Origin of the sequence: uncultured Jannaschia sp., assembly GCF_947494055.1 — a bacterium.
Taxonomy (GTDB): Bacteria; Pseudomonadota; Alphaproteobacteria; order Rhodobacterales; family Rhodobacteraceae; genus Jannaschia.
This window is the reverse complement of record NZ_CANLTR010000012.1, coordinates 54,010-74,661: the sequence shown is the minus strand read 5'-3', so window position 1 is coordinate 74,661 and position 20,652 is coordinate 54,010. Positions and strand designations below refer to the sequence as shown.

General features: G+C 64.1%; 27 protein-coding genes. 23 read left to right on the top strand and 4 right to left on the bottom strand.

Features of this window, described 5'->3' with window-relative positions; translation table 11 throughout:
* Window positions 1-8: 8 nt before the first annotated feature.
* The 4 genes from Q1A87_RS12375 to fabD form a co-directional block, all read right to left on the bottom strand.
* Window positions 9-818 (bottom strand): aspartate/glutamate racemase family protein, encoded by an 810-nt coding sequence (locus tag Q1A87_RS12375; RefSeq protein ID WP_299651762.1) that lies wholly within the window; start codon window positions 816-818, stop codon window positions 9-11.
* A 127-nt stretch (window positions 819-945) separates the two neighbouring features.
* Window positions 946-1,182, bottom strand: coding sequence for an acyl carrier protein (locus Q1A87_RS12370; RefSeq protein WP_299651760.1), 237 nt, complete (start codon window positions 1,180-1,182; stop codon window positions 946-948).
* A 244-nt stretch (window positions 1,183-1,426) separates the two neighbouring features.
* On the bottom strand, window positions 1,427-2,164 hold the full coding sequence (gene fabG / locus Q1A87_RS12365; protein ID WP_299651758.1) for a 3-oxoacyl-[acyl-carrier-protein] reductase: 738 nt from the start codon (window positions 2,162-2,164) through the stop codon (window positions 1,427-1,429).
* Window positions 2,157-3,116: an ACP S-malonyltransferase gene (fabD, locus tag Q1A87_RS12360; protein WP_299651756.1), complete on the bottom strand. Its 960-nt coding sequence runs from the start codon at window positions 3,114-3,116 to the stop codon at window positions 2,157-2,159. The genes fabG and fabD overlap by 8 nt, the downstream gene beginning before the upstream one ends.
* Before the next feature lie 150 nt (window positions 3,117-3,266).
* On the opposite strand from fabD, the gene Q1A87_RS12355 reads away from it, so the two are divergent.
* From Q1A87_RS12355 to Q1A87_RS12245, 23 genes are all read left to right on the top strand, one after another.
* On the top strand, window positions 3,267-3,878 hold the full coding sequence (locus Q1A87_RS12355) for a holin-associated N-acetylmuramidase (protein ID WP_299651754.1): 612 nt from the start codon (window positions 3,267-3,269) through the stop codon (window positions 3,876-3,878).
* Window positions 3,869-4,453, top strand: coding sequence for a holin family protein (locus Q1A87_RS12350; RefSeq protein ID WP_299651752.1), 585 nt, complete (start codon window positions 3,869-3,871; stop codon window positions 4,451-4,453). Before Q1A87_RS12355 ends, Q1A87_RS12350 begins: the two co-directional genes overlap by 10 nt.
* 91 nt (window positions 4,454-4,544) lie before the next feature.
* Complete coding sequence (locus Q1A87_RS12345; RefSeq protein ID WP_299651750.1) at window positions 4,545-6,515, top strand: heme lyase CcmF/NrfE family subunit; 1,971 nt, start codon at window positions 4,545-4,547, stop codon at window positions 6,513-6,515.
* Window positions 6,512-6,964, top strand: a complete 453-nt coding sequence (locus tag Q1A87_RS12340) for a cytochrome c-type biogenesis protein (protein WP_299651748.1) — start codon at window positions 6,512-6,514, stop codon at window positions 6,962-6,964. The genes Q1A87_RS12345 and Q1A87_RS12340 overlap by 4 nt, the downstream gene beginning before the upstream one ends.
* A 66-nt stretch (window positions 6,965-7,030) precedes the next feature.
* On the top strand, window positions 7,031-7,807 hold the full coding sequence (locus tag Q1A87_RS12335) for an enoyl-CoA hydratase-related protein (protein WP_299651746.1): 777 nt from the start codon (window positions 7,031-7,033) through the stop codon (window positions 7,805-7,807).
* A gap of 105 nt (window positions 7,808-7,912) precedes the next feature.
* Window positions 7,913-9,169, top strand: coding sequence for a beta-ketoacyl-ACP synthase II (gene fabF, locus Q1A87_RS12330; protein ID WP_299651830.1), 1,257 nt, complete (start codon window positions 7,913-7,915; stop codon window positions 9,167-9,169).
* Between the two features lie 31 nt (window positions 9,170-9,200).
* Window positions 9,201-10,364, top strand: coding sequence for an endolytic transglycosylase MltG (gene mltG / locus Q1A87_RS12325; RefSeq protein WP_299651744.1), 1,164 nt, complete (start codon window positions 9,201-9,203; stop codon window positions 10,362-10,364).
* Window positions 10,365-10,720: 356 nt separating this feature from the next.
* Window positions 10,721-11,074 carry a hypothetical protein gene (locus Q1A87_RS12320; RefSeq protein WP_299651742.1) on the top strand — a complete coding sequence of 118 codons (354 nt, stop codon included), beginning with the start codon at window positions 10,721-10,723 and terminating at the stop codon, window positions 11,072-11,074.
* Complete coding sequence (locus Q1A87_RS12315; RefSeq protein ID WP_299651740.1) at window positions 10,959-12,362, top strand: terminase family protein; 1,404 nt, start codon at window positions 10,959-10,961, stop codon at window positions 12,360-12,362. Before Q1A87_RS12320 ends, Q1A87_RS12315 begins: the two co-directional genes overlap by 116 nt.
* Before the next feature lie 54 nt (window positions 12,363-12,416).
* Complete coding sequence (locus tag Q1A87_RS12310; protein WP_299651738.1) at window positions 12,417-13,565, top strand: phage portal protein; 1,149 nt, start codon at window positions 12,417-12,419, stop codon at window positions 13,563-13,565.
* Complete coding sequence (locus Q1A87_RS12305) at window positions 13,562-13,876, top strand: hypothetical protein (RefSeq protein WP_299651736.1); 315 nt, start codon at window positions 13,562-13,564, stop codon at window positions 13,874-13,876. The genes Q1A87_RS12310 and Q1A87_RS12305 overlap by 4 nt, the downstream gene beginning before the upstream one ends.
* 67 nt (window positions 13,877-13,943) lie before the next feature.
* Window positions 13,944-14,471, top strand: coding sequence for an HK97 family phage prohead protease (locus Q1A87_RS12300; protein ID WP_299651734.1), 528 nt, complete (start codon window positions 13,944-13,946; stop codon window positions 14,469-14,471).
* A gap of 30 nt (window positions 14,472-14,501) precedes the next feature.
* Complete coding sequence (locus Q1A87_RS12295; RefSeq protein WP_299651732.1) at window positions 14,502-15,647, top strand: phage major capsid protein; 1,146 nt, start codon at window positions 14,502-14,504, stop codon at window positions 15,645-15,647.
* A 158-nt stretch (window positions 15,648-15,805) separates the two neighbouring features.
* On the top strand, window positions 15,806-16,360 hold the full coding sequence (locus Q1A87_RS12290) for a hypothetical protein (protein WP_299651730.1): 555 nt from the start codon (window positions 15,806-15,808) through the stop codon (window positions 16,358-16,360).
* Window positions 16,357-16,698, top strand: coding sequence for a head-tail adaptor protein (locus Q1A87_RS24190; RefSeq protein WP_363322995.1), 342 nt, complete (start codon window positions 16,357-16,359; stop codon window positions 16,696-16,698). Before Q1A87_RS12290 ends, Q1A87_RS24190 begins: the two co-directional genes overlap by 4 nt.
* Window positions 16,695-17,132 carry a DUF3168 domain-containing protein gene (locus Q1A87_RS12280; protein WP_363322994.1) on the top strand — a complete coding sequence of 146 codons (438 nt, stop codon included), beginning with the start codon at window positions 16,695-16,697 and terminating at the stop codon, window positions 17,130-17,132. Before Q1A87_RS24190 ends, Q1A87_RS12280 begins: the two co-directional genes overlap by 4 nt.
* Window positions 17,129-17,545 carry a phage major tail protein, TP901-1 family gene (locus tag Q1A87_RS12275; RefSeq protein WP_299651726.1) on the top strand — a complete coding sequence of 139 codons (417 nt, stop codon included), beginning with the start codon at window positions 17,129-17,131 and terminating at the stop codon, window positions 17,543-17,545. The genes Q1A87_RS12280 and Q1A87_RS12275 overlap by 4 nt, the downstream gene beginning before the upstream one ends.
* On the top strand, window positions 17,542-17,865 hold the full coding sequence (locus Q1A87_RS12270; RefSeq protein WP_299651724.1) for a gene transfer agent family protein: 324 nt from the start codon (window positions 17,542-17,544) through the stop codon (window positions 17,863-17,865). The genes Q1A87_RS12275 and Q1A87_RS12270 overlap by 4 nt, the downstream gene beginning before the upstream one ends.
* Window positions 17,862-18,068 carry a rcc01693 family protein gene (locus Q1A87_RS12265; protein WP_299651722.1) on the top strand — a complete coding sequence of 69 codons (207 nt, stop codon included), beginning with the start codon at window positions 17,862-17,864 and terminating at the stop codon, window positions 18,066-18,068. The genes Q1A87_RS12270 and Q1A87_RS12265 overlap by 4 nt, the downstream gene beginning before the upstream one ends.
* Window positions 18,058-18,708 (top strand): phage tail tape measure protein, encoded by a 651-nt coding sequence (locus tag Q1A87_RS12260; RefSeq protein WP_299651720.1) that lies wholly within the window; start codon window positions 18,058-18,060, stop codon window positions 18,706-18,708. Before Q1A87_RS12265 ends, Q1A87_RS12260 begins: the two co-directional genes overlap by 11 nt.
* A gap of 11 nt (window positions 18,709-18,719) precedes the next feature.
* Window positions 18,720-19,349: a DUF2460 domain-containing protein gene (locus tag Q1A87_RS12255; RefSeq protein WP_299651718.1), complete on the top strand. Its 630-nt coding sequence runs from the start codon at window positions 18,720-18,722 to the stop codon at window positions 19,347-19,349.
* Window positions 19,346-20,188 (top strand): DUF2163 domain-containing protein, encoded by an 843-nt coding sequence (locus Q1A87_RS12250; protein ID WP_299651716.1) that lies wholly within the window; start codon window positions 19,346-19,348, stop codon window positions 20,186-20,188. Before Q1A87_RS12255 ends, Q1A87_RS12250 begins: the two co-directional genes overlap by 4 nt.
* Before the next feature lie 2 nt (window positions 20,189-20,190).
* Window positions 20,191-20,649, top strand: a complete 459-nt coding sequence (locus Q1A87_RS12245) for an NlpC/P60 family protein (protein WP_299651714.1) — start codon at window positions 20,191-20,193, stop codon at window positions 20,647-20,649.
* The last annotated feature ends 3 nt before the right edge of the window (window positions 20,650-20,652 follow it).

The following is a 20,652-nucleotide window of genomic DNA, read 5'->3' as shown; positions in this document are numbered from 1 at the left end:
GTATCCCCTCAGGCTGCCTCGAACGTGACCGGGCGGCGCAGGAACTGCGTCGCGCGGGCCGAGACGCGCTTCGGGTCCCCGGTCGTGAGCATCCGCCCGGTCCCGCCCCGCGCCATCCCGGGTCTGCGGGCAAGGTAGTCGGCGAGGCTCTCTGCGACAATATCCGCCTGGCTGAACACGGTCACGTTGTCGCCAAGTGCGGTGCGGAAGGCTTCCGCGACGAGGGGGTAGTGCGTGCAGCCGAGGATCGCGGCCTGGGGATGGGGCATCTTTCGGCGGAGCGCGTCGACATGGCTCTGCACGAGGGCCTCGGCGAGGATCATGTCGCCCTCCTCGATCGCATCGACGAGCCCGCCGCAGGCCTGCGCCTCGACATCGACGCCGATGGCGCGGAAGGCGAGCTCCCGCTGGAAGGCGCGGGAGGCGACGGTGGCGGGCGTGGCGAAGAGCGCGACCTGGCTCACCGCGACCTCGCGTGGCGGGGAATTGTCGCCCCAGCCGCGTTCCGTCAGCGCCTCGATCAGCGGGACGAAGACGCCGAGGACGCGCTTGCCCTGCGGCACGCCCGCCTCCTGCATCCGGCGCAGCGCGGCGGCCGAGGCGGTGTTGCAGGCGAGGACCACCAGGTCGCAGCCCCCGTCCCACATGCCGTAGACCGCATTCCGGGTCAGCGTGTGGATGTCGTCGGCGGTGCGCACGCCGTAGGGCGCATGCGCGTTGTCGCCATAATAGGTGATCGCGAGATCGGGCAGCCGGCGGGTGACGGCGTCCCAGACGGTGAGGCCGCCGAGGCCGGAATCGAAGATGCCGACGCTCACGGGCCGACCTGACGAATGGGGGAAGCGGAATGGCGCATCGCGTCAGTCTGGTGCGGCCGCTGGGCGGGAGAAACGAAAAGGCGCCCCGTGGGGCGCCCGGGGGGACAACGATGTCGCGATCCGCGGATCAGGTATTGGCCTTGATGAAGGTCACCGCGTCGCCGAAGGTCTGGATCGACTCGGCGGCGTCGTCGGGGATCTCGATCCCGAACTCTTCTTCGAAGGCCATCACGAGCTCGACGGTGTCGAGCGAGTCGGCACCCAGATCGTCGATGAAGGAGGCGTTCTCGGTCACCTTCTCCTCTTCGACACCCAGATGCTCGACGACCTTCTTGCGGACGCGCTCCTCGATGTTGTCGCTCATGTTCTACCTCATCTCGTGGCCCGCGCGGGGCGTCTTCTGGCATGTCGCAGACCCCATGCCGGGCCGTCCGAAACAGTCGGACAGAGGTGCCGCGGACGGCCCCCCGAAGAATGTGCGCCGCCTATATCACGGGCGCAAGGGATGGCAACTTATTTGTCCGGGGAACGCGACCGGCCGTTTGCGTAGCGATCGGCGTCGTCTTCAGGGCGCACGCACCGCGCTCGACGGCACGGGCGGAAGGCGATCACAGCATCGCCATGCCGCCGTTCACGTGGATCGTCGCACCGGTGACATAGGCGGCTTCCGCGCTCGCGAGATAGACCACGGCGGCCGCGATCTCTTCGGCCTGCCCCATGCGGCCGGCCGGGATCTGCGTGTCGATCCTGGACTTCTGCTCGTCGGTCAGCTTGTCGGTCATCGGGGTGGCGATGAAGCCCGGTGCGACGGTGTTCACGGTGATGTTTCGGCTCGCCACCTCGTAGGCCAGCGACTTGGCCATGCCGACCATGCCGGCCTTGGACGCGGCGTAGTTCGCCTGACCCGGATTGCCGGTCGCGCCGACGATGGAGGAAACGTTAACGATGCGGCCCCAGCGGGCCTTCATCATCCCGCGCATCACGCCCTTCGACAGGCGGAAGGCGGAGGTGAGGTTGACGTCCAGCACTTCCGCCCATTCCGCCTCGGACATGCGCATGAAGAGGTTGTCGCGGGTGATGCCCGCGTTGTTGACGAGGATGTCGACCGCGCCCATCGCCTCGGCCGCCTGCTTCGGCAGGGCGTTCACGGCGTCTGCATCCGACAGGTTGCAGGGCAGGACATGTGCGCGGTCGCCGAGCTCCCCGGCAAGCGCGTTCAGTGGCGCCTCCCGCGTGCCCGACAGGCCGACCGTCGCGCCCTGGCCGTGCAGCGCCCGGGCAATGGCCGCGCCGATGCCGCCGGACGCCCCGGTGACGAGAGCGGATCTGCCGGTGAGGTCAAACATCTGCGGGCCTTTCTTTGAGGGAATTAATGGCCTCGACCACCTGTTCGGGCGTGCCGACCGCACGGGTGCCGAGCGTCTTGTCGATACGCCGGACCATGCCGGAGAGCGCCTTGCCCGCACCGATCTCCCAGATCTCGGTCACGCCCTCCCGCGCCATCCGTTCGACGCTCTCGCGCCAGCGGACGGAGCCGGTGACCTGCTCGACGAGCAATTGGCTGATATCACCGGCGCTTTGGACCGGGGCGGCGGTGACGTTGGCTATGAGCGGCACGGCCGGATCGGAGATCGCGACCTCGCCCAGCGCTTCGGCCATTCTGTCGGCGGCCGGCGCCATCAGGCGGCAGTGGAACGGGGCCGAGACGGGGAGGAGCATGGCCCGCTTCGCGCCGCGCTCCTTCGCGATCCGGGTGGCGCGCTCGACGGCGTCCTTGTGCCCCGAGACCACGACCTGACCGGGATCGTTGTCGTTCGCTGCCTCGCAGACCTGCCCCTCTGCCGCCGCCTCGGCCACGGCCTGTGCCGCCTCGAAGTCGAGGCCGAGCAGCGCCGCCATCGCGCCCTCGCCGACGGGGACGGCATTCTGCATCGCATCGCCGCGGATCCGAAGAAGCCGGGCCGCATCGCCCAGGTCGATCGCGCCGGCCGCGACGAGCGCGCTGTATTCGCCAAGCGAGTGGCCCGCGACGAAGGCGGCGTCGCGGGCGACGTCGAGCCCTTCGGCCTCGAGCGCACGGAACGCCGCGAGGGATGTGGCCATCAGCGCGGGCTGCGCGTTCCGGGTCAGGGTCAATTCGTCGGCGTCACCCTGCCAGATGGTGGTCGACAGCGCCTCGCCAAGCGCTTCGTCCACCGCCTCGAACACCTGCATCGCCGCGGGATAGGCGAGGGCGAGATCACGCCCCATGCCGATCGACTGAGCCCCCTGACCGGGGAAAACGAATGCGCGCGTCATAGCGTCCCTTCCGCGTTTCCGAACGGGTCTACCCAGCGTCGTCCAAAGTGTGAACCCCGAGCGTTCGCTGCCCCCGGACGCGATTAAACTCCCATTAAATGCTCGCTCCGAATTTCCGCGCATCGACATTGAGCAGAGGGAAAACAAAAGATGCTCACGGTACGGGACATTGCAGAAGACATCGTCGCCCGCGAGGGTGGCTTCGTGAACGACCCGGACGATCCGGGCGGGGCCACGAATTACGGGGTGACCATTCACACCATGCGCAGCCTCGGACTGGATATCGACCGCGACGGCGACGTCGACGTGGCCGATGTCCGCGCGCTGCCGCGCGGCAAGGCGGTCGAGATCTTCATTGATCACTATTTCCACCGCGTGCGCGTCAACGCGCTGCCGGAGCCGCTTCAGGCGTCGGTCTTCGACATGCAGGTGAACTCCGGCAACAATGCCGTGCGGATTCTGCAGCGCCTGCTGACGCAAATGGGCTATCCCTGCAGCGTCGACGGCGCAATCGGGCCGCAGACGATCGCCGCGGCGCGCCGCGCGATGGCGGAGGCGCCGGACCACCTTGCCGATGCCTACGGGATCGCGCGGCGGAACTGGTACTACGCGCTGGCGGATCGCCGTCCCTCCTCGCGCAAGTACGCGCGGCGCCGGGACGGCGGCAAAGGTGGCTGGATCACCCGGGCCGAGGAGTTCATCTCCCCGCGCTACCACCTGAGCGAGGCCGAGCATCGTCGGAGGTGCGCCGCATGGGATTGATGGGAGGAATTGCCGCCAGTTCCGGCGCCGTGGCGACGCTCGGCCGGGCCGCACGCGGATTGTCCGAGGTCTTCGTGCCGAACGCGACCGAGGGTCAGCGCCAGGGACACGAGACCCAGCGTGCGGCACTGGAACAGCTCGGCGCGGAGTTCGAACTCGAGCGTGACGGCTGGTTCGATCGTTGCATCGACGGCATGAACCGCCTGCCGCGGCCGATGCTGGCCCTCGGGACGATGGGACTGTTCGTCTATGCGATGATCGAGCCTGCCGCCTTCGCCACGCGGATGGAGGGGCTGCACTACGTGCCCGAGCCGCTCTGGTGGCTTCTGGGGGCCATCGTCGGCTTCTACTTCGGCGCCCGGGAGTTGCACTACGTGCGCCGTCCGCGGGCCGTCGCGCAGACGACAATTGCCGGCAATCGCGCTTCGTCCTGGCATGTTTCCGATCTGGACGGCAACGGCGAGGACGACGAGATGGCCGCGCCGCCGGGCAAGGCGCCGTCCGTACTCGAGGCACAGGCCGCGAACGATACGGCGAACCCGGCGCTTGCGGAATGGCGCACGGCGCAGGGCTGACGCCCGGCCGGGAACACGACATCGCGAGAGTCTCTGTGACGCCCCGTCGCGGCCCATTGGCCGCGGCGGGGCGTTCGCGTATTGGATGCGCATGATCGCAGAACTCGGACATTTCGCCCTGATCGCCGCCTTCTCGGTGGCCCTCGTCCAGATGATCGTCCCGATGGTGGGGGCGTGGAAGGGCTGGTCGGGCTGGATGGCGGCAGCCCCGCCGGCAGCGATCGCGCAGGTGGCGCTGGTGGCCGCGTCTTTCGCTGCGTTGACCTATGCCTTCGTGACGTCGGACTTCTCGCTGCGCCTCGTCGTGCTGAACTCCCATACCGACAAGCCGATGCTCTACAAGGTGTCGGGCGTGTGGGGGAACCACGAGGGATCGTTGCTTCTGTGGGTGCTGATCCTGTCGGTCTTCGGCGCGGCCGCGGCGCTCTTCGGGGGGCGGTTGCCGGCGACGCTCCGTGCGCGCGTTCTGGCCGTGCAGGCGAGCGTGGGGGTGGCGTTCTACGCGTTCATCCTGTTCACCTCGAACCCGTTCGTCCGGCTGGCGGAGCCGCCCTTCAACGGAGAGGACCTGAACCCGCTGCTGCAGGACCCGGGCCTCGCCTTCCATCCGCCGTTTCTCTATCTCGGCTATGTCGGTCTCTCGATGGCGTTCAGCTTCGCTGTCGCGGCCCTGATCGAGGGGCGGGTGGACGCCGCTTGGGGGCGCTGGGTGCGGCCCTGGACGCTGGCGGCCTGGCTGTTCCTCACCGTCGGCATCGCGCTCGGCTCCTGGTGGGCCTATTACGAGCTGGGTTGGGGCGGGTTCTGGTTCTGGGACCCGGTTGAGAACGCCTCCTTCATGCCGTGGCTGATCGCCGCCGCGCTCTTGCACTCCGCCATCGTGGTGGAGAAGCGGGAGGCGCTGAAGGCCTGGACCATCCTGCTTGCCATTCTTGCGTTCGGCTTCAGCCTCGTCGGCACGTTCATCGTCCGCTCGGGCGTACTGACCTCCGTCCACGCCTTCGCCAACGATCCGGAGCGGGGCGTGTTCATCCTGCTGATCCTCGCGGTCTTCATCGGCGGAGCGCTGACGCTCTACGCGCTGCGTGCGCCGGTCATGCAGGCGCGCGGCGTGTTCGGGGTGGTGAGCCGCGAATCCGCGCTCGTCGTCAACAACCTCCTGCTCGCGGTCTCGGCCTTCGTCGTCTTCGTCGGCACCGTCTGGCCGCTGGTGGCGGAACTGGCCTTCGACCGGACGCTCTCGGTGGGGCCGCCCTTCTTCAACGCCGCGTTCACGCCTTTCGTCATCGCGCTGGCGGCGCTCGTGCCGCTGGGCTCGACGCTTCCGTGGAAACGCGGGCGGGCGAAAGCGTTCCGGGTGATGGGGCCGGTCGCGCTGCTGGCGCTCGCGGTGGCGGGGCTCGTCTGGGCGATGCAGACGGGGCGGAGCCTCGGCGGGCCGCTCGGCGCGGGGCTGGGCGTCTGGCTCGTCGCCGGGTCGGTGGTCGATCTCGCGACCCGGACGGGGCGGGGGCGCTGGTCGGACCGGCTGGGCCGGGTGACGCGGCTGCCGGGGGCGGACTGGGGCAAGGCGCTGGCGCATGGCGGGCTTGGCCTCACGATCTTCGGCGTCGCCGCGCTGACCGCGTGGCAGCAGGAGGGGGTCGCGGTGCTCGACATCGGCGACCGGCTCGACGTCGGGCGCTACGAGGTCGAACTGCGCGAAGTCGAACAGGTGCAGGGGCCGAACTACGTCGCCACGCGCGCGACGCTGGCGGCAAGCGAGAATGGTCGCGAGATCGGACTGCTCTACCCCGAGAAGCGCGTCTATCCGGTCGCGCGCATGCCCACGACCGAGGCCGGGATCGACAGCGGCCTGACCCGCGACCTCTATACCGTGATCGGCGATCCGCAGACCGGGGGCGGCTGGGCCGTCCGCGTCTACGTGAAGCCCTTCGCCAACTGGATCTGGGGCGGCGCGATCGTGATGGCGCTGGGCGGCGTCCTGTCGCTGGGCGACAGGCGCTACCGCGTGGCGGCCGGGGCGCGGAAGACTCGGGCCGAGGGGGTGCCGGCGGAATGAGGGCGCTGCTCCTCATGCTCCTCCTCGCCGCGCCGGCGCTGGCGGTCCAGCCCGACGAGGTGCTGGACGATCCGGCGCTCGAAGCGCGGGCGCGGGAGATTTCGCAAGGCCTCCGCTGCCTCGTCTGCCGTAATGAGAGCATCGACGAGTCGAATGCCGATCTGGCCCGCGACATGCGCGTTCTCGTCCGCGAGCGACTCGTCGCGGGCGAGACCGATGCGGAGATCGTCGATGGCCTCGTGGACCGCTACGGCGAATTCGTGCTGCTCGAGCCGCAGGCGAACGGGGCGAACCTGATCCTCTGGGGCGCGCCGCTCCTGCTGCTCTTGGCCGGGGCCGGGGTGGCGGCGGTGCACGTCACGCGGCAGGCGAAGCCCGGGCCGGACCGGCTGGATGCGGCCGAGGAGGCGCAACTGCGCGACCTTCTCGACGAGACCCGGCCCCGCTGACCGCGCGACGCCTTTCGTCCGCCGCCGATCGCGTTAGGGTCGCGGCGGACCGGCGGAGGGATGGCGATGGACTACGACACGATCGAGCTGCGCGAGGCGGACGGCATCGCCGTGCTCACGTTGGACCGTCCCGACGTGTTGAACGCGCTCTCCACGCAGATGCGGGCCGAGATCCTGCACGCCGTGCGCGAAGCCGAAGGGAGCGCCCGTGTCCTCGTGATGACCGGGGCGGGACGGGCCTTCTGCTCGGGACAGGATCTGGGCGACGGGCGAAGCGTGGCGCAGGTCAATCTCGAGCGGACGCTGCGCGACGAATACGAGCCCATGCTGATGGCGATCCACGACTGCGCGATTCCGATCATCGCGGCGGTCAACGGGGCGGCGGCCGGGGCGGGGGCGAACCTCGCGCTGGCCTGCGACGTCGTGATCGCGACCGAGAGCGCGGTGTTCCTGCAGGCCTTCACGCGGATCGGCCTGATCCCCGATGCGGGCGGGACCTACTGGCTGCCGCGGCAGATGGGGATGGCGAAGGCGATGGGTGCCGCGCTCTTCGCCGAGCCGGTCTCCGCGCGGCAGGCGAGCGATTGGGGCATGATCTGGGAGGCCGTGCCGGACGACGCCTTCGAGGAACGCTGGATGGCCCGGGCGCGGCACCTCGCCACCGGGCCGGGTATCGCCTATCGCAACGTGAAGCGCGCGATCCGGGAAACCTATGCCAACGGGCTCGAGGCGCAGCTTGCGCTCGAGGCCAGACTGCAGGGCGAGGCGGGGCGGAGCCGGGACTTCGCGGAGGGTGTGCTGGCCTTTCTGGAAAAGCGGCCCGCCCGGTTCGAGGGACGCTGACCCCGGACGGTCCGCGGATGAACGCTCCGGCATCGGGGCGCGGCTTGCGGCAGGGCGTCCGCCCCGTATATCAGGCCCCGGACAGCGAGGAGGAAGCGGATGGAAATGCGTCGGGTCGTCGTGACGGGCTTGGGAATGGTGACGCCGCTGGCCAGCGGCGTCGAGGAGACGTGGCGGCGTCTGGTCGACGGGCAGTCCGGCGCGGGTCCGATCACCCGCTTCGACGCAGGCCACCTCGCCACCACCTATGCCTGCGAGATCCCGCGGGGCGACGGTTCGGACGGGACGTTCAACCCCGACGACTGGATGGAGCCGAAGGAGCAGCGCAAGGTCGACGACTTCATCCTCTACGGGATGGCCGCCGCGCAGCAGGCGGTGGAGGATTCCGGCTGGACCCCGGGCGAGGAAGGCAAGCTCCGGACCGGCGTGATGATCGGATCGGGGATCGGCGGGCTCACGACCATCGCCGAGACGGCGGTGACGCTGAAGGAGCGGGGGCCGCGTCGGGTCTCGCCGTTCTTCATCCCGTCGGCGCTCATCAACCTCGTCAGCGGTCAGGTCAGCATCCGCTTCGGGTTCAAGGGGCCGAACCACGCCGTGGTGACGGCCTGCTCGACCGGCGCGCACGCGATCGGCGACGCCGCGCGGCTCATCGCGCTGGGCGATGCCGACGTGATGGTGGCGGGCGGCGCCGAGAGCCCGATCTCGGAGATCGGCATCGCCGGCTTCAACGCCTGCAAGGCGCTCTCGACTAAGTGGAGCGACGCGCCGGAGAAGGCCTCGCGGCCCTATTCGAAGGATCGCGACGGCTTCGTCATGGGCGAGGGCGCGGGGATCGTCGTGCTGGAGGAATACGAGCACGCGCGGTCGCGGGGAGCGAAGATCTACGCGGAGGTGCTGGGCTACGGCTTGTCCGGGGACGCCTACCACATCACCGCGCCGGCCGAGGACGGCGATGGCGGGTCGCGGTCGATGCAGATGGCGCTCGACCGGGCGGGGATCGTGCCGGGGCAGGTCGACTACATCAACGCGCACGGCACCTCGACGATGGCGGACACGATCGAGCTGGGCGCGGTCGAGCGGATGATGGGGGACCACGCGGCGAAGGCGACGATGTCCTCCACCAAATCGGCCATCGGGCACCTGCTCGGCGCGGCGGGCGCCGTCGAGGCGATTTTCTGCATTCTCGCCATGCGCGATCAGGTCGCGCCGCCGACCCTGAACCTCGACGAGCCGGCGACGGAGACGAAGCTGTCGCTTGCGCCGAAGGCCGCCGAGCGTCGAAATATTGATATCGCGCTGTCGAACTCCTTCGGTTTCGGCGGTACCAACGCGTCGCTGGTCATGGGCCGGGTCGCCTGAGACGGGAAGCAAGGCTGCGGGAGCCAACCTCATGTGGAAGCATATCGCGGCCAACGCGCTGACTCTCGGGGTCGTCCTGGTCATCTGCGTCGCGGCCGTGGTGCAGATCGGCAAGTCGCGCTGGGCCGCACCGGGACCGCTCGCGGAGGCGACCTTCTTCGAGGTGCCGCGCGGGGCCAGCATGCGGGCCGTGAGCGAGAGCCTCAAGGAAGCGGGAATCGTCTCCTCGGCGGGCATCTTCCGGATCGGCACGGACTACGCCGAACGATCGGACGAGCTGAAGTTCGGAACCTACGAGATCCCCCCCGGCGCCTCCATGCCCGAGGTGCTCGACATCGTCACGACAAGCGGTGCGTCGGTCTATCCGTACTCGGTGACGCTCTTCCTGCGCGCGCAGGGACCGGAAATCCGCGTGCGCGAGCAGGTGGCGGGCGCGGGCGAGGCGGTCGACCTGGCCACCTACGCGCCGGGGGAGGAGACGCCGGAGGCGTTGATGGCATTGCTCGAGCGCGAGGTGCCGATCACCTGGCGCGTCTCGGTCGCGCCGGGGCTGACCTCCTGGGAGGTCGTCGAGGGGCTCAAGCGGGCCGATTTCCTGACCGGCGATGTGGACCTGCCAGCGGAGGGGTCGCTTGCGCCCGATACCTACGAGGTCGCGCGGGGGACGCCGTTGGCCGAACTCGTGGAACGGATGCGGGTCGCGCAGGAGAGCATCCTCGCGGATGCCTGGGCCGCCCGTGCGCCGGGCCTGCCGATCGAGACGCCGGAGGAAGCGCTCATCATGGCTTCCATCGTGGAGAAGGAAACCGGGGTGCCCGAGGAACGGCAACTCGTCGCCTCGGTCTTCGAGAACCGGCTGCAGCAAGGCATGCGGCTGCAGACCGACCCGACGGTGATCTACGGCGTGACCGGCGGCGAGGGTTCGCTGGGCCGGGGCCTGCGGCAGAGCGAGTTGCGCGCGGCGACGCCCTACAACACGTACGTGATCGAGGGCCTGCCGCCGACGCCGATCGCCAATCCGAGCGCCGAGGCGATCCGCGCGGCGCTCGACCCGGAGGAAAGCGATTACCTGTTCTTCGTGGCTGACGGGTCAGGCGGCCACGCCTTTGCCGAGACGCTGGCCGAGCACAACGAGAACGTCGCCGAATGGCGCGCGATCGAGGCGGCGCGCGGGGCGACTTCTCAGGGCAACTGATACGAGCGGCCTCGGCGGGCGATGGTGCGAAGAGAGCGCCCGGGATCGGTGTCAGCCGAATGTATTCCAACGTGCCATGTACCGTGCGAAACTGGGATCGAAGCATGGCGATCAACAGGGTGCGTACGGAACAAGGCCGCACCGTGCGCAACAGATTTATCGTTACGATATAGCGTCTTAGAAGAAAACTGGCGACGCGTAGCAGAAGCCTGTTGACCAGCCGAACGCTCAAAAACATCTTTTGTGCAAGCTGGAAGAAATGGGCAAGGCAACGCGGGGCGACCCGGGTCGCCTTTTTCATTTCCTCCCTCGGAACGTGCGGACCATCACCAAGTCAACTGCACGGAGCTTGACGTATGGAAAACGAGGGACTGTTGGCGCGGAACACCGATGAAACGGTGTCGGAAAGCCTAAAGCTGAGCATTCAGGCCGGCATGGCCGCCTTGGATGCGGCACGTACGATAGTGGAGAAACGCGTTCGGGAACTCACGCAACTGAGCGCAGAACAGACCGACGCGAAAGGGCTGGAGACGACGCTGACGCAGCTGGCGAAAGCGTTGCAGACCCTGAATTCGGAGAAAGGGAAGCTGGAGGATGCCGAACGTATCCAACGAGGTGGGGACGGGCTTGACCTCGACGCCGCGCGGTTTGAGATCGAAAGCCGCCTCGATCGCATCTGCGCCGCTCGAGACACGGCAGGCGTTTCTTGACGAGCTCGGCGACAACGCCTTGGCGTCGTTGCCGTATCTCTTCGAGTTCTGGGCCCTGGAGCATCAGTTGCCGCCGGAAGGCAAGGACTGGCGCACCTGGGTAATCATGGGTGGTCGCGGCGCGGGCAAGACCCGCGCCGGGGCCGAATGGGTGCGGTCGAAGGTTGAGGGATCTCGACCGCTCCAGGCCGGGACCGCGCGTCGCGTGGCCCTGGTCGGCGAAACCTACGAACAGGTTCGCGATGTCATGATCGAGGGCGATAGCGGCATACTCCGTTGCACGCCCTCCGATCGCATGCCCACGTGGAAGGCCGGCCAGCGAAAGCTGGTCTGGCCGAACGGGGCCGAGGCGCAAGCGTTCTCGGCCCACGATTTCGAAGCCCTCCGGGGTCCGCAATTCGACGCGGCCTGGGTGGACGAGCTGGCGAAATGGAAGAAGGCCGAGGAAGCCTGGGACATGCTGCAGTTCTGTCTGCGGCTTGGGGATAACCCGCAGGCGGTCGTCACGACGACGCCGAAGAACGTTCCGATCCTGAAGGATATCCTCGACCGTTCGAGCACCGTCTCGACCCACGCGCCGACCGAGGCGAACCGGGCAAACCTCGCCAAGGGGTTCCTCGCCGAAGTCATGGAGCGTTACGGCGGGACGCGACTTGGCCGCCAAGAGCTAGAAGGCATCTTGCTCGACGATATTGAGGGTGCGTTCTGGACGTCGGCCGTGCTGGATGCGCTTCGCACCGAAGACGTGCCGCGCAAGATCGACCGGGTGGTCATCGGGGTCGACCCGGCGGTCACGTCGTCGGGGATGTCCGACGAGACCGGCATCGTCGTCGTCGGCGCGGTCATGTCGGGGCCGCCGAAGGACTGGCGCGCCTACGTTCTGGAGGATGCCACTGTCTCGGCGTCCTCGCCGACGGAATGGGCCCAGGCGGTGGCACGGGCCTACGACCGGTGGGGCGCGGACCGGGTGGTCGCCGAAGGCAACCAGGGCGGCGACATGATCGAGGCGGTCCTTCGCCAGGTCGCCCCGACGGTCAGCTACCGAAAGGTCACCGCCCGGCAAGCGAAGGGCGCCCGCGCCGAACCGATCGCCGCCCTCTATGAGCAGGGGCGTGTCAGGCACCTTCGCGGCCTCGGAACGCTGGAAGACCAGATGTGCCAGATGGCCGTGGGTGGTTACCGCGGGTCCGGCTCGCCGGACCGGGTCGACGCGCTGGTCTGGGCGCTCTGGGCGATCATGCTCGATCCGGACGCACGCAAGTCGGGACCAAGCATTCGGACACTTTGAAGATGGAACGGGCCCTTCGGGGCCCTTCTTTTGGCGGTGACGGAAGGACGGTCGATGTTCGGATTTGGACGAAAGGATTCTGGCGCGCCGGAGGTGAAGGCATCGGCCACGGGTCGCGTGGCGGCGATGGGATTGTCGGGCCGTACGGTCTGGTCCCCCCGCGACGCCGGCACGCTGACCCGCGTGGGTTTCACGGGCAACCCGGTGGGCTTCCGCGCTGTCAAGCTCATTGCCGAGGCGGCAGCGGCCGTGCCGATCACCTGCTCCGGACCGGAAGGGCGGCTGGAGATGCATCCGGTGCTCGATCTGCTCGCCCAGCCGAACGGCGCGCAGGGGCGAGGCGAGTTTCTCGAGGCGCTGTTCGGACAATTCCTGCTTTCGGGCAACGCATATGTGGAGGCGGTCGGATTCGAAGGACTGCCGGCGGAATTGCATGTCCTTCGTTCCGATCGGATGTCGGTCGTTCCCGGGTCCGATGGCTGGCCCGCTGCCTATGACTACACGGTGTCCGGGCGGAAGCATCGCTTCCTCGTCGGGGAGGTCTCGCCCGTGCTGCATGTCCGGGCGTTCCATCCGCAGGACGACCATTACGGACTGTCGCCGATGCAGGCGGCGGCGGCGGCTATGGACGTCCACAACTCCGCGTCGCGCTGGACGAAGAGCCTGCTCGATAACGCCGCACGGCCGTCCGGAGCGATCGTCAACGCCGGCGACGAACTCACGCCGGAGCAGTTCGACCGCCTCGCCGTCGAGATCGAGACGCATCACCAGGGCGCACGGAATGCCGGGCGACCGATGCTACTCGACGGGGGTCTGGACTGGAAGCCGATGGGGTTCAGCCCGTCCGACATGGAGTTTCTGCAGACGAAGGAAGCTGCCGCGCGGGAAATCGCGACAGCGTTCGGAGTGCCCCCGATGATGCTCGGGATTCCAGGCGACGCCACCTATGCCAATTACGTCGAGGCGAACCGGGCGTTCTATCGGCTGACAGTCCTGCCGCTCGTGTCGAAGATTTGCGAGGCGCTCGCACATTGGCTTGGCCGACACGGAAGCGAGACGCTCGCGATGGCGCCTGATCGGGACCGCGTCCCTGCGCTCCAGGCCGAACGGGACGCTGAATGGAACCGGATCGCCAATGCGGATTTCCTCACACCGGACGAGAAGCGACGGATGCTCGGCTTGCCGCCCATGGAGGCAGCATGAATGCGGATCGGCACAGCGTATTGAGGTCCGGCGGCTCGAAGTATCTCTACGCGCCTTTCCAGGACACCGAAGCTGCGTTCCAACGCACCGAAGACCGGCTCGCTGGCCTCGAACGGTTCGCGACGCAGTTCGAGACGGACCGGGCAGTCAACGAAGCGAAACAGGTCCAGTTGGATACGCGGTTCAACGGTATCGACAAGCGCCTCGACCGGATCGACGCGCTCATCTCCCGGCTCGTCTGGCTAATCGTGGCGGCGATCATCGGCGCGTTCATGTCCTTCGTTCTAAAGGGTCACCTGGTCGGGCTCTAGGCTGATCGGCAACTGCGCTTACCCCGTCATTCCGATCTCCACAGGCGATCGCGAGGAGCAAGTTGATATGAAGATCGAACACAAGTTCGCCCACGGGGAAACGCCCGTCCGGCTCGAAGACGGTGCGGGGATCGCGGGCTACGCATCCTGGTTCGGCATCGAGGATACCGGGCGTGATGTCGTCGATCAGGGAGCCTATTGCGACAGCCTCGCACGCAGCAGCGCCGAGGGGCGGTCAATAAAAATGCTCTGGCAGCACGATCCGGCTCAAGTCATCGGTGTCTGGGACGAAGTCCGGGAGGATGCGCGGGGGCTGTTTGTCAAAGGCCGCCTGCTACCCGGTGTCGCACGTGCGCGGGAGGCGGCAGAGCTGATCGAAGCGGGGGCACTCGACGGTCTGTCTATCGGGTACACCGTTCGCCGGGCCGTCAAGGACGAACGGGGGCGCAGGCATCTGAAGGAACTGGAGCTTTGGGAAGTGTCGCTCGTGACGTTTCCAATGCTGCCCAGTGCGCGCGTCGGGGCCAAGGCTGACCCCATGCGTGAGTTGGCGCGACTGATCTCGGACGCGCGTCTCGAACTGGCGCGCGACTGACGCGGCCAAAATCCATTGAAGGAGTTCCCGATGAGCCATGACGGCGTCGGGGAAGTCTCAGAAGCGCTGGCGGGCCTCGTCAGCGATCTGAAGGGCTTCCGTCGAGAAATCACGCAGAAGATTCAGAAACAGGAAGAGCGCCTCAACATGAATTACAAGAGCCATCGCCCGCAGCTCGCCACGACCGAGGAGTCCTTCGTCCCCCACCATAAGGCGATGGATGCCTATCTGAGGTCGGGCGACGATGACGGTTTGCGGGCATTGGCACTCGATGGCAAATCCCTGAACGCGGCGGTCAGCGCGGAAGGGGGCTATCTTGTCGATCCGCAGACGGCGGAAACTGTGCAGTCGGTTCTTACGTCGTCTGCGTCCGTTCGTTCGATTGCGAACGTCGTCAACGTCGAAGCAACATCCTACGATGTCCTCGTCGACCATACTGATACCGGTGCGGGCTGGGCGACCGAAACCGCGACCGTGGGCGTAACGGAGAGTCCTCTCTTCGATCGTATCTCTATTCCTCTTCATGAATTATCGGCGATGCCGAAAGCGTCTCAACGGCTCCTAGACGATGCTGCGTTCGACATCGAAAGCTGGCTCGCCAAGCGGATCGCGGACAAATTTGCAACGGCCGAAGCGGCTGCGTTCATTGTCGGGGACGGAATCGACAAGCCGACTGGGTTCTTAAACTATCCGAATGTCGCTGAACAGAACTGGATTTGGGGCTCTCTTGGCAATGTCGCCACCGGATCTGCGGGTGACTTCGATGAGAACCGTCCGGCCGACTCGATCGTGGATCTGGTGTATGCCCTCGGTGCCAAGTACCGGGCGAATGCTAGTTTCGTCATGAATTCGAAAACCGCCGGCGCGGTCCGGAAGATGAAGGATGCCGATGGCCGGTTCCTTTGGAGCGACAGCCTTGCAGCTGGGCAACCGGCACAGTTGATGGGTTATCCAGTCCTCATTGCCGAAGATATGCCTGACATCGGGGTCGACGCGACGGCGATCGCGTTTGGCGATTTCGGGGCAGGCTACACGATCGCAGAGCGCCCGGACCTTCGCGTCCTCCGTGACCCATTCAGTGCGAAACCACATGTTCTCTTTTACGCTACAAAACGTGTCGGCGGCGACGTGACCGATTTCGCAGCGATCAAACTACTGAAATTCAGCGTTGCCTAACGCAGAGTAAAGGATCGCCGGAAACCGGTGATTCTGACGGATGCCCATGCCGGTGGGGCGGCGTGGGTAGGACGGGACCGGTGGCTTCGGGCCTGGTCCGCACGCGATGCGTGCCGGTCCCGTCCGACATAGAACTTTAGAATATTGTGGAGAAGCCCATGCCGATGACGGTTGTAGATTCCCAAGGAATCGCGGAGGAGTCTCTTCCAGTCTCTGAATTGGTAGCTCAGTTGAGACTGGCGGACCAGTATGAAAGCGTTCCGGGCCAGGAAGCGCGTCTGAAGTTGCGTCTCCGTTCTGCCATTGGCGCTGTCGAACGCCGTCTCGGCAAAGTCCTGATCCGGCGAGAGTTCATCCTTGCCGGCGAGGTCAAAGGTGGAACTAGGATCGTTCTCCCGATCGCGCCAGTCGACTCTGTTATCTCGGTCTCGGCCTCGCGTGCTGGTGCTCTCTTCTCGCTTGGAGAGGCAATGATTGAGCCCGACGGGCATCAACCGGTGGCCGTCATGAAGCATGCGATCAACGAGGGTGAATGGGTTCGCATGACGGTTCATGCCGGGTTTGGTGACTGGCCGGATGTTCCGGATGCATTGCGGCAAGCCGTTCTCTTGATGGCCGAAGCGCTAGACGCCGGCGATGGGCCGGGACTCGTACCGATGGCGGAAGCTCTCGTCGCTCCTTTCCGTAATATTCGTGTCGGGAGCATAGGGTGAGGGGTCATTCGTTCAACAGAAGGTTGATTTTGTCAAAGTCGGCGAGGATTACCGATGGCGCCGGGGGTTTCGTTCGGGAATGGCGTGAACAGGGAGGGTTTTGGGCGAATGTTACAATGCGCTCTGGCGATTTGAAGCACACCGAGTTCGGCCTTACACCTCGTCTTCGAGTTCGCATTATCACCCATGCCATTCCAGATGGTCATGCGATGCGACCAACGACCGGTGATCGATTGATCGATGGCGGCCGGACATACGAGGTCCAAGCGGTACACGACGATGAAGGCCATCTCCTTTCCATTTTCGCGAGTGAAGTACCTCCCGGGGAACCGGTATGACCTATGCGATGAGCGAGGCACTGCAAACTGCTGTCTACCAACGCCTAGTCTCTGATCCAGAGGTATCCGACCTCACGAGAGGAGCTGTCTTCGACTCGGTGCCTGACCCTGCGCCAGACTTGTTCGTTGCGTTAGGACCGGAAAAGGTCCGAAATCGTTCTGACAATACTGGGCCCGGAGCAAGCCACGAGTTTCGCGTGAGTGTCGTCACTCGGCGACAAGGGTATCTCGCTGCGAAATTGGTGGCGGCGTGCATATCGGACGCAATGATCAAGACGACATTGACGCTTTCCAGAGGGTCAGTCGTCTTCCTGCGTTTCATTCGTGCTGAAGCCAGACGAGACGAAGGCGAAGGAACACGACGGATCGACCTTTGGTTCCAAGCTCGGCTTGCCGATCACACGACCGAGCAAAGAATAAGGAATTTCGAATGACGGTACAGGCGGGTAGAGATCTCCTATTGAAAATCGATAAGGACGGAACGGGGAATTACGTCACTTTCGCAGGTCTACGTACGACCCGTTTGACGTTAAATGCGGGGTCCATCGATGTGACCACCATTGAAAGTGAAGGTGGTTGGCGAGAGTTGCTTGGCGGAGGCGGAATGAAGTCCGCACAGATTGCCGGTTCCGGCGTCTTTCGGGACGAGTTGACTGACGCACGTGCGCGGCAACTCTTTTTCGACGGCGAAATTCCCAGTTTTCAAATCATTATTCCCCACTTTGGTGTCATCGAAGGATCTTTCCAGATTACGTCGATAGAATACAGTGGGGGACACGATAGCGAAGCGACTTACGAACTGTCCCTTGCTTCTGCAGGACAGCTGAAGTTTGTGGCCATACAATGATTGGGGGTAATCCTTTCGCTGGAGAGGTCTCGATTAATCTTGACGGCAAGCGCCGAACTCTCAAGCTTACGCTAGGATCACTTGCGGAACTAGAAGCGACGATGACCGGCGATTCGATCGTGTCGCTCATATCTAGATTTGAAGATGGGCAGTTTAACACCGAAGATGTGGTGCGCCTCCTTCTCGCAGGACTCAGGGGCGGCGGATGGGAAGGCACCGGGCATGATTTGCTTGATGCAAACATCGAAGGCGGACCGGCCCAAGCGATCCGCGCGGCGGCCCTCTTGCTCAATCGCTCGTTTGCCATTCCAGCGACATGACGGAAAGGTTCGATTGGCCCGCCCTGATGACGGCTGGCATTCGCGGGCTCAGACTGCGGCCTGCCGAATTCTGGGCGATGACACCAGCAGACCTTGCGTTCCTGCTTGGACATGGTGACGGAAAATCACCTCTCGATCGCAATGGACTGGAATCGTTAATAAGGCGCTTTCCGGACAAAGCAGGGAACCAGAATGATAAGTAGTGAGGAATTTGAAGAGCTCGGTGAAAAGATCGAACTTCTGGAAGCCCGGCTGGGAGGATCAGAAGCGCTGGTCGAGCGTTTCACGAGCGAGCTAGGATCTCTCGAAGGCCAGATGAAACAGACTCAGCGAGAGGCACGCGGACTAACGCAGACCTTCGGCACATCGCTGAAACAGGCTTTCGATGGTGTCGCTGTGGATGGAATGAAGCTATCAGACGCATTGAGCGGCCTCGCACGGTCTATGTTGAACGCAACGTACAACGCCGCGATGAAGCCGGTGACGCAAGCCGTTGGCTCAGCCATGTCAGACGGTATCGGTTCATTCCTTCCGTTTGCGTCTGGCGGCACGTTCACCCAAGGCCGCGTCATGCCGTTTGCAACCGGAGATATAGTCGGTTCACCGACTGTTTTCCCGCTTAGAGGCGGAGCTGGCCTGATGGGGGAGGCCGGTCCCGAAGCCGTGATGCCACTTACCCGCGGAACAGACGGCCGTCTTGGAGTCCGAACCCAAGGTGATTTGAGACCGATCTCCATCCAAATGAACATCTCATCCCCCGATGCAGAGAGCTTTCGTAGATCAAAAACCCAGATCGCAACAGAGATGTCGCGCGCTCTCTCTCGAGGCGCCAGAAACCGATAGGAGCGCGTGCTATGTCGTTTCACGAAGTGAGATTCCCGGCTCGATTGTCGTATGGTTCCTCTGGCGGGCCGATGAGACAGACAGACATTGTTGCGCTCGCCAATGGTTTCGAACATAGAAACTCACCATGGGAACATTCGCGCCGCCAGTACAACGCAGGTTTGGGTCTCCGCTCGTTAGATGATGTCGGCGAACTCATCGCATTTTTCGAAGCGCGTCGGGGAAGACTTCACGGGTTCAGATGGAAGGACTGGCTTGACTACAAAAGCTGCAGGTCTAGTAAAAGCGTGTCCTGCACGGACCAGGTCATTGCGCAGACCGACGGACAAACGACCAACTTCCATTTCTCGAAAGCTTACGCATCAGGAGGCATTACATACAGAAGACCGATAACGAAGATTGTGCCGGAATCAGTAGTGCTGGCGGTCGACGGGACTGAAGTTCCCAATACAGAATACGACCTCCACGCAGAAACCGGAATGGTACAATTCATGAAAGCACCCTCTTCCGGCGCTATATTGACAGCTGGGTTCGAATTCGACGTACCCGCGCGATTTGACACCGATTCGATCATAAGTTCCATCGCAAGTTTTCAGGCAGGGGACATACTAGATATTCCTGTCGTGGAGCTGAGGACATGAATGCTCTCAAAGATCATCTGCTTCTCGAAGCTACGACTACGTGCAGGGCTTGGATTATTGCGCGAAAAGACGGCAAGGTCTATGGATTTACGGATCACGACAAGGCAATCGAGCTAGAGGGCGTTCAATGCCTTGCCTCCTCCGGGCTGTTAGCCGGAACTTTAGAGACTGGCACAGGACTATCGGTGGACAACAGCGAGTTCATCGGGGCTCTGAGTCACGAAGTCGTCAGACCGGATGATATCAGACTAGGGAAGTGGGATGAGGCAATTGTGCGAGTTTACATCTTAAGCTGGGCCGATCAGCAAGAGAGTGAAATCGTTTTCTGTGGCCATATTGGTGAAATAAGTAGTCAAGACGGCAAGTTTTTCGCTGAGCTTCGTTCACAGAGTCAGCTTTTGAATAGGGTGAAGGGAAGATTATACGAAGCAAGGTGTGATGCTGTATTGGGAGACCAGCGTTGTACTATGAAGTTAGAGGAACACTTCTCTGCAGCAGGAAAAATTCTGGAAATTCTAGGGCGTTCCAAGGTGATCGTTTCCTTGGATAGAGATGAGAAGGACGGTTACTTTTCTTCCGGAAAGCTGGCTTTAGTCGATAATGAGACAACGTCTTTTATTGGCGAGATAAAGAACGACCGGAGGAAGCAATGGATACGGACGCTGTCCTTCTGGAAGCCTGTGGAGGCCGATCTGGATGTTGGCGATCAGATCAGGGCTTATGCAGGGTGCGATAAGAGTTTCAGCATGTGTATAAATAGATTCGATAATGCTAAGAATTACCGAGGCTTTCCGACAATTCCTGGGGAGGACTGGCTCATGAAGCGCCCATCAAACTGACGATGGTAGCTAACAAGGCAATCGAGAATCGAGTCGTAAGTATCGCGCGGGAATGGATAGGGACCCCTTATGTGCATCAAGCATCTCGGAAGGGCGCAGGCACAGACTGCTTAGGGTTGATAAGAGGAGTCTGGAGGGAGCTTTATGGACGCGAACCACTTGCTGTCCCTAACTACACGAGGGATTGGGGTGAAAGGCAGGCAGTCGAACTGCTTGAAACTACCGCTCGTCAGGTTCTCGGCGACGTGAAATCGATCAGCCAAGTGCTTCCTGGCCGGGTGCTATTGTTTCGTATGCGGGAGGGATCAGCCGCCAAGCACTTGGGGCTCGTTGCTGAAGGCGGTCCAGGACCCACATTCATTCATGCATACTCTGGTCGCGCCGTTCATGAAAGCGCGTTGTCCCAGCCATGGAGACGGCGTCTCGTCGGTCAGTTTGCGTTTCCTGAACGCCCGCTTTGAGAA

Excerpts from the sequence above, each read along its gene's own strand:
- Q1A87_RS12370 (WP_299651760.1), bottom strand. The coding sequence starts at position 1,182 with ATGAGCGACAACATCGAGGAGCGCGTCCGCAAGAAGGTCGTCGAGCAT.
- fabG (WP_299651758.1), bottom strand. The coding sequence starts at position 2,164 with ATGTTTGACCTCACCGGCAGATCCGCTCTCGTCACCGGGGCGTCCGGC.
- fabD (WP_299651756.1), bottom strand. The coding sequence starts at position 3,116 with ATGACGCGCGCATTCGTTTTCCCCGGTCAGGGGGCTCAGTCGATCGGC.
- Q1A87_RS12355 (WP_299651754.1), top strand. The coding sequence starts at position 3,267 with ATGCTCACGGTACGGGACATTGCAGAAGACATCGTCGCCCGCGAGGGT.
- Q1A87_RS12350 (WP_299651752.1), top strand. The coding sequence starts at position 3,869 with ATGGGATTGATGGGAGGAATTGCCGCCAGTTCCGGCGCCGTGGCGACG.
- Q1A87_RS12345 (WP_299651750.1), top strand. The coding sequence starts at position 4,545 with ATGATCGCAGAACTCGGACATTTCGCCCTGATCGCCGCCTTCTCGGTG.
- Q1A87_RS12340 (WP_299651748.1), top strand. The coding sequence starts at position 6,512 with ATGAGGGCGCTGCTCCTCATGCTCCTCCTCGCCGCGCCGGCGCTGGCG.
- Q1A87_RS12335 (WP_299651746.1), top strand. The coding sequence starts at position 7,031 with ATGGACTACGACACGATCGAGCTGCGCGAGGCGGACGGCATCGCCGTG.
- fabF (WP_299651830.1), top strand. The coding sequence starts at position 7,913 with ATGCGTCGGGTCGTCGTGACGGGCTTGGGAATGGTGACGCCGCTGGCC.
- mltG (WP_299651744.1), top strand. The coding sequence starts at position 9,201 with ATGTGGAAGCATATCGCGGCCAACGCGCTGACTCTCGGGGTCGTCCTG.
- Q1A87_RS12320 (WP_299651742.1), top strand. The coding sequence starts at position 10,721 with ATGGAAAACGAGGGACTGTTGGCGCGGAACACCGATGAAACGGTGTCG.
- Q1A87_RS12315 (WP_299651740.1), top strand. The coding sequence starts at position 10,959 with ATGCCGAACGTATCCAACGAGGTGGGGACGGGCTTGACCTCGACGCCG.
- Q1A87_RS12310 (WP_299651738.1), top strand. The coding sequence starts at position 12,417 with ATGTTCGGATTTGGACGAAAGGATTCTGGCGCGCCGGAGGTGAAGGCA.
- Q1A87_RS12305 (WP_299651736.1), top strand. The coding sequence starts at position 13,562 with ATGAATGCGGATCGGCACAGCGTATTGAGGTCCGGCGGCTCGAAGTAT.
- Q1A87_RS12300 (WP_299651734.1), top strand. The coding sequence starts at position 13,944 with ATGAAGATCGAACACAAGTTCGCCCACGGGGAAACGCCCGTCCGGCTC.
- Q1A87_RS12295 (WP_299651732.1), top strand. The coding sequence starts at position 14,502 with ATGAGCCATGACGGCGTCGGGGAAGTCTCAGAAGCGCTGGCGGGCCTC.
- Q1A87_RS12290 (WP_299651730.1), top strand. The coding sequence starts at position 15,806 with ATGCCGATGACGGTTGTAGATTCCCAAGGAATCGCGGAGGAGTCTCTT.
- Q1A87_RS12280 (WP_363322994.1), top strand. The coding sequence starts at position 16,695 with ATGACCTATGCGATGAGCGAGGCACTGCAAACTGCTGTCTACCAACGC.
- Q1A87_RS12275 (WP_299651726.1), top strand. The coding sequence starts at position 17,129 with ATGACGGTACAGGCGGGTAGAGATCTCCTATTGAAAATCGATAAGGAC.
- Q1A87_RS12270 (WP_299651724.1), top strand. The coding sequence starts at position 17,542 with ATGATTGGGGGTAATCCTTTCGCTGGAGAGGTCTCGATTAATCTTGAC.
- Q1A87_RS12265 (WP_299651722.1), top strand. The coding sequence starts at position 17,862 with ATGACGGAAAGGTTCGATTGGCCCGCCCTGATGACGGCTGGCATTCGC.
- Q1A87_RS12260 (WP_299651720.1), top strand. The coding sequence starts at position 18,058 with ATGATAAGTAGTGAGGAATTTGAAGAGCTCGGTGAAAAGATCGAACTT.
- Q1A87_RS12255 (WP_299651718.1), top strand. The coding sequence starts at position 18,720 with ATGTCGTTTCACGAAGTGAGATTCCCGGCTCGATTGTCGTATGGTTCC.
- Q1A87_RS12250 (WP_299651716.1), top strand. The coding sequence starts at position 19,346 with ATGAATGCTCTCAAAGATCATCTGCTTCTCGAAGCTACGACTACGTGC.
- Q1A87_RS12245 (WP_299651714.1), top strand. The coding sequence starts at position 20,191 with ATGGTAGCTAACAAGGCAATCGAGAATCGAGTCGTAAGTATCGCGCGG.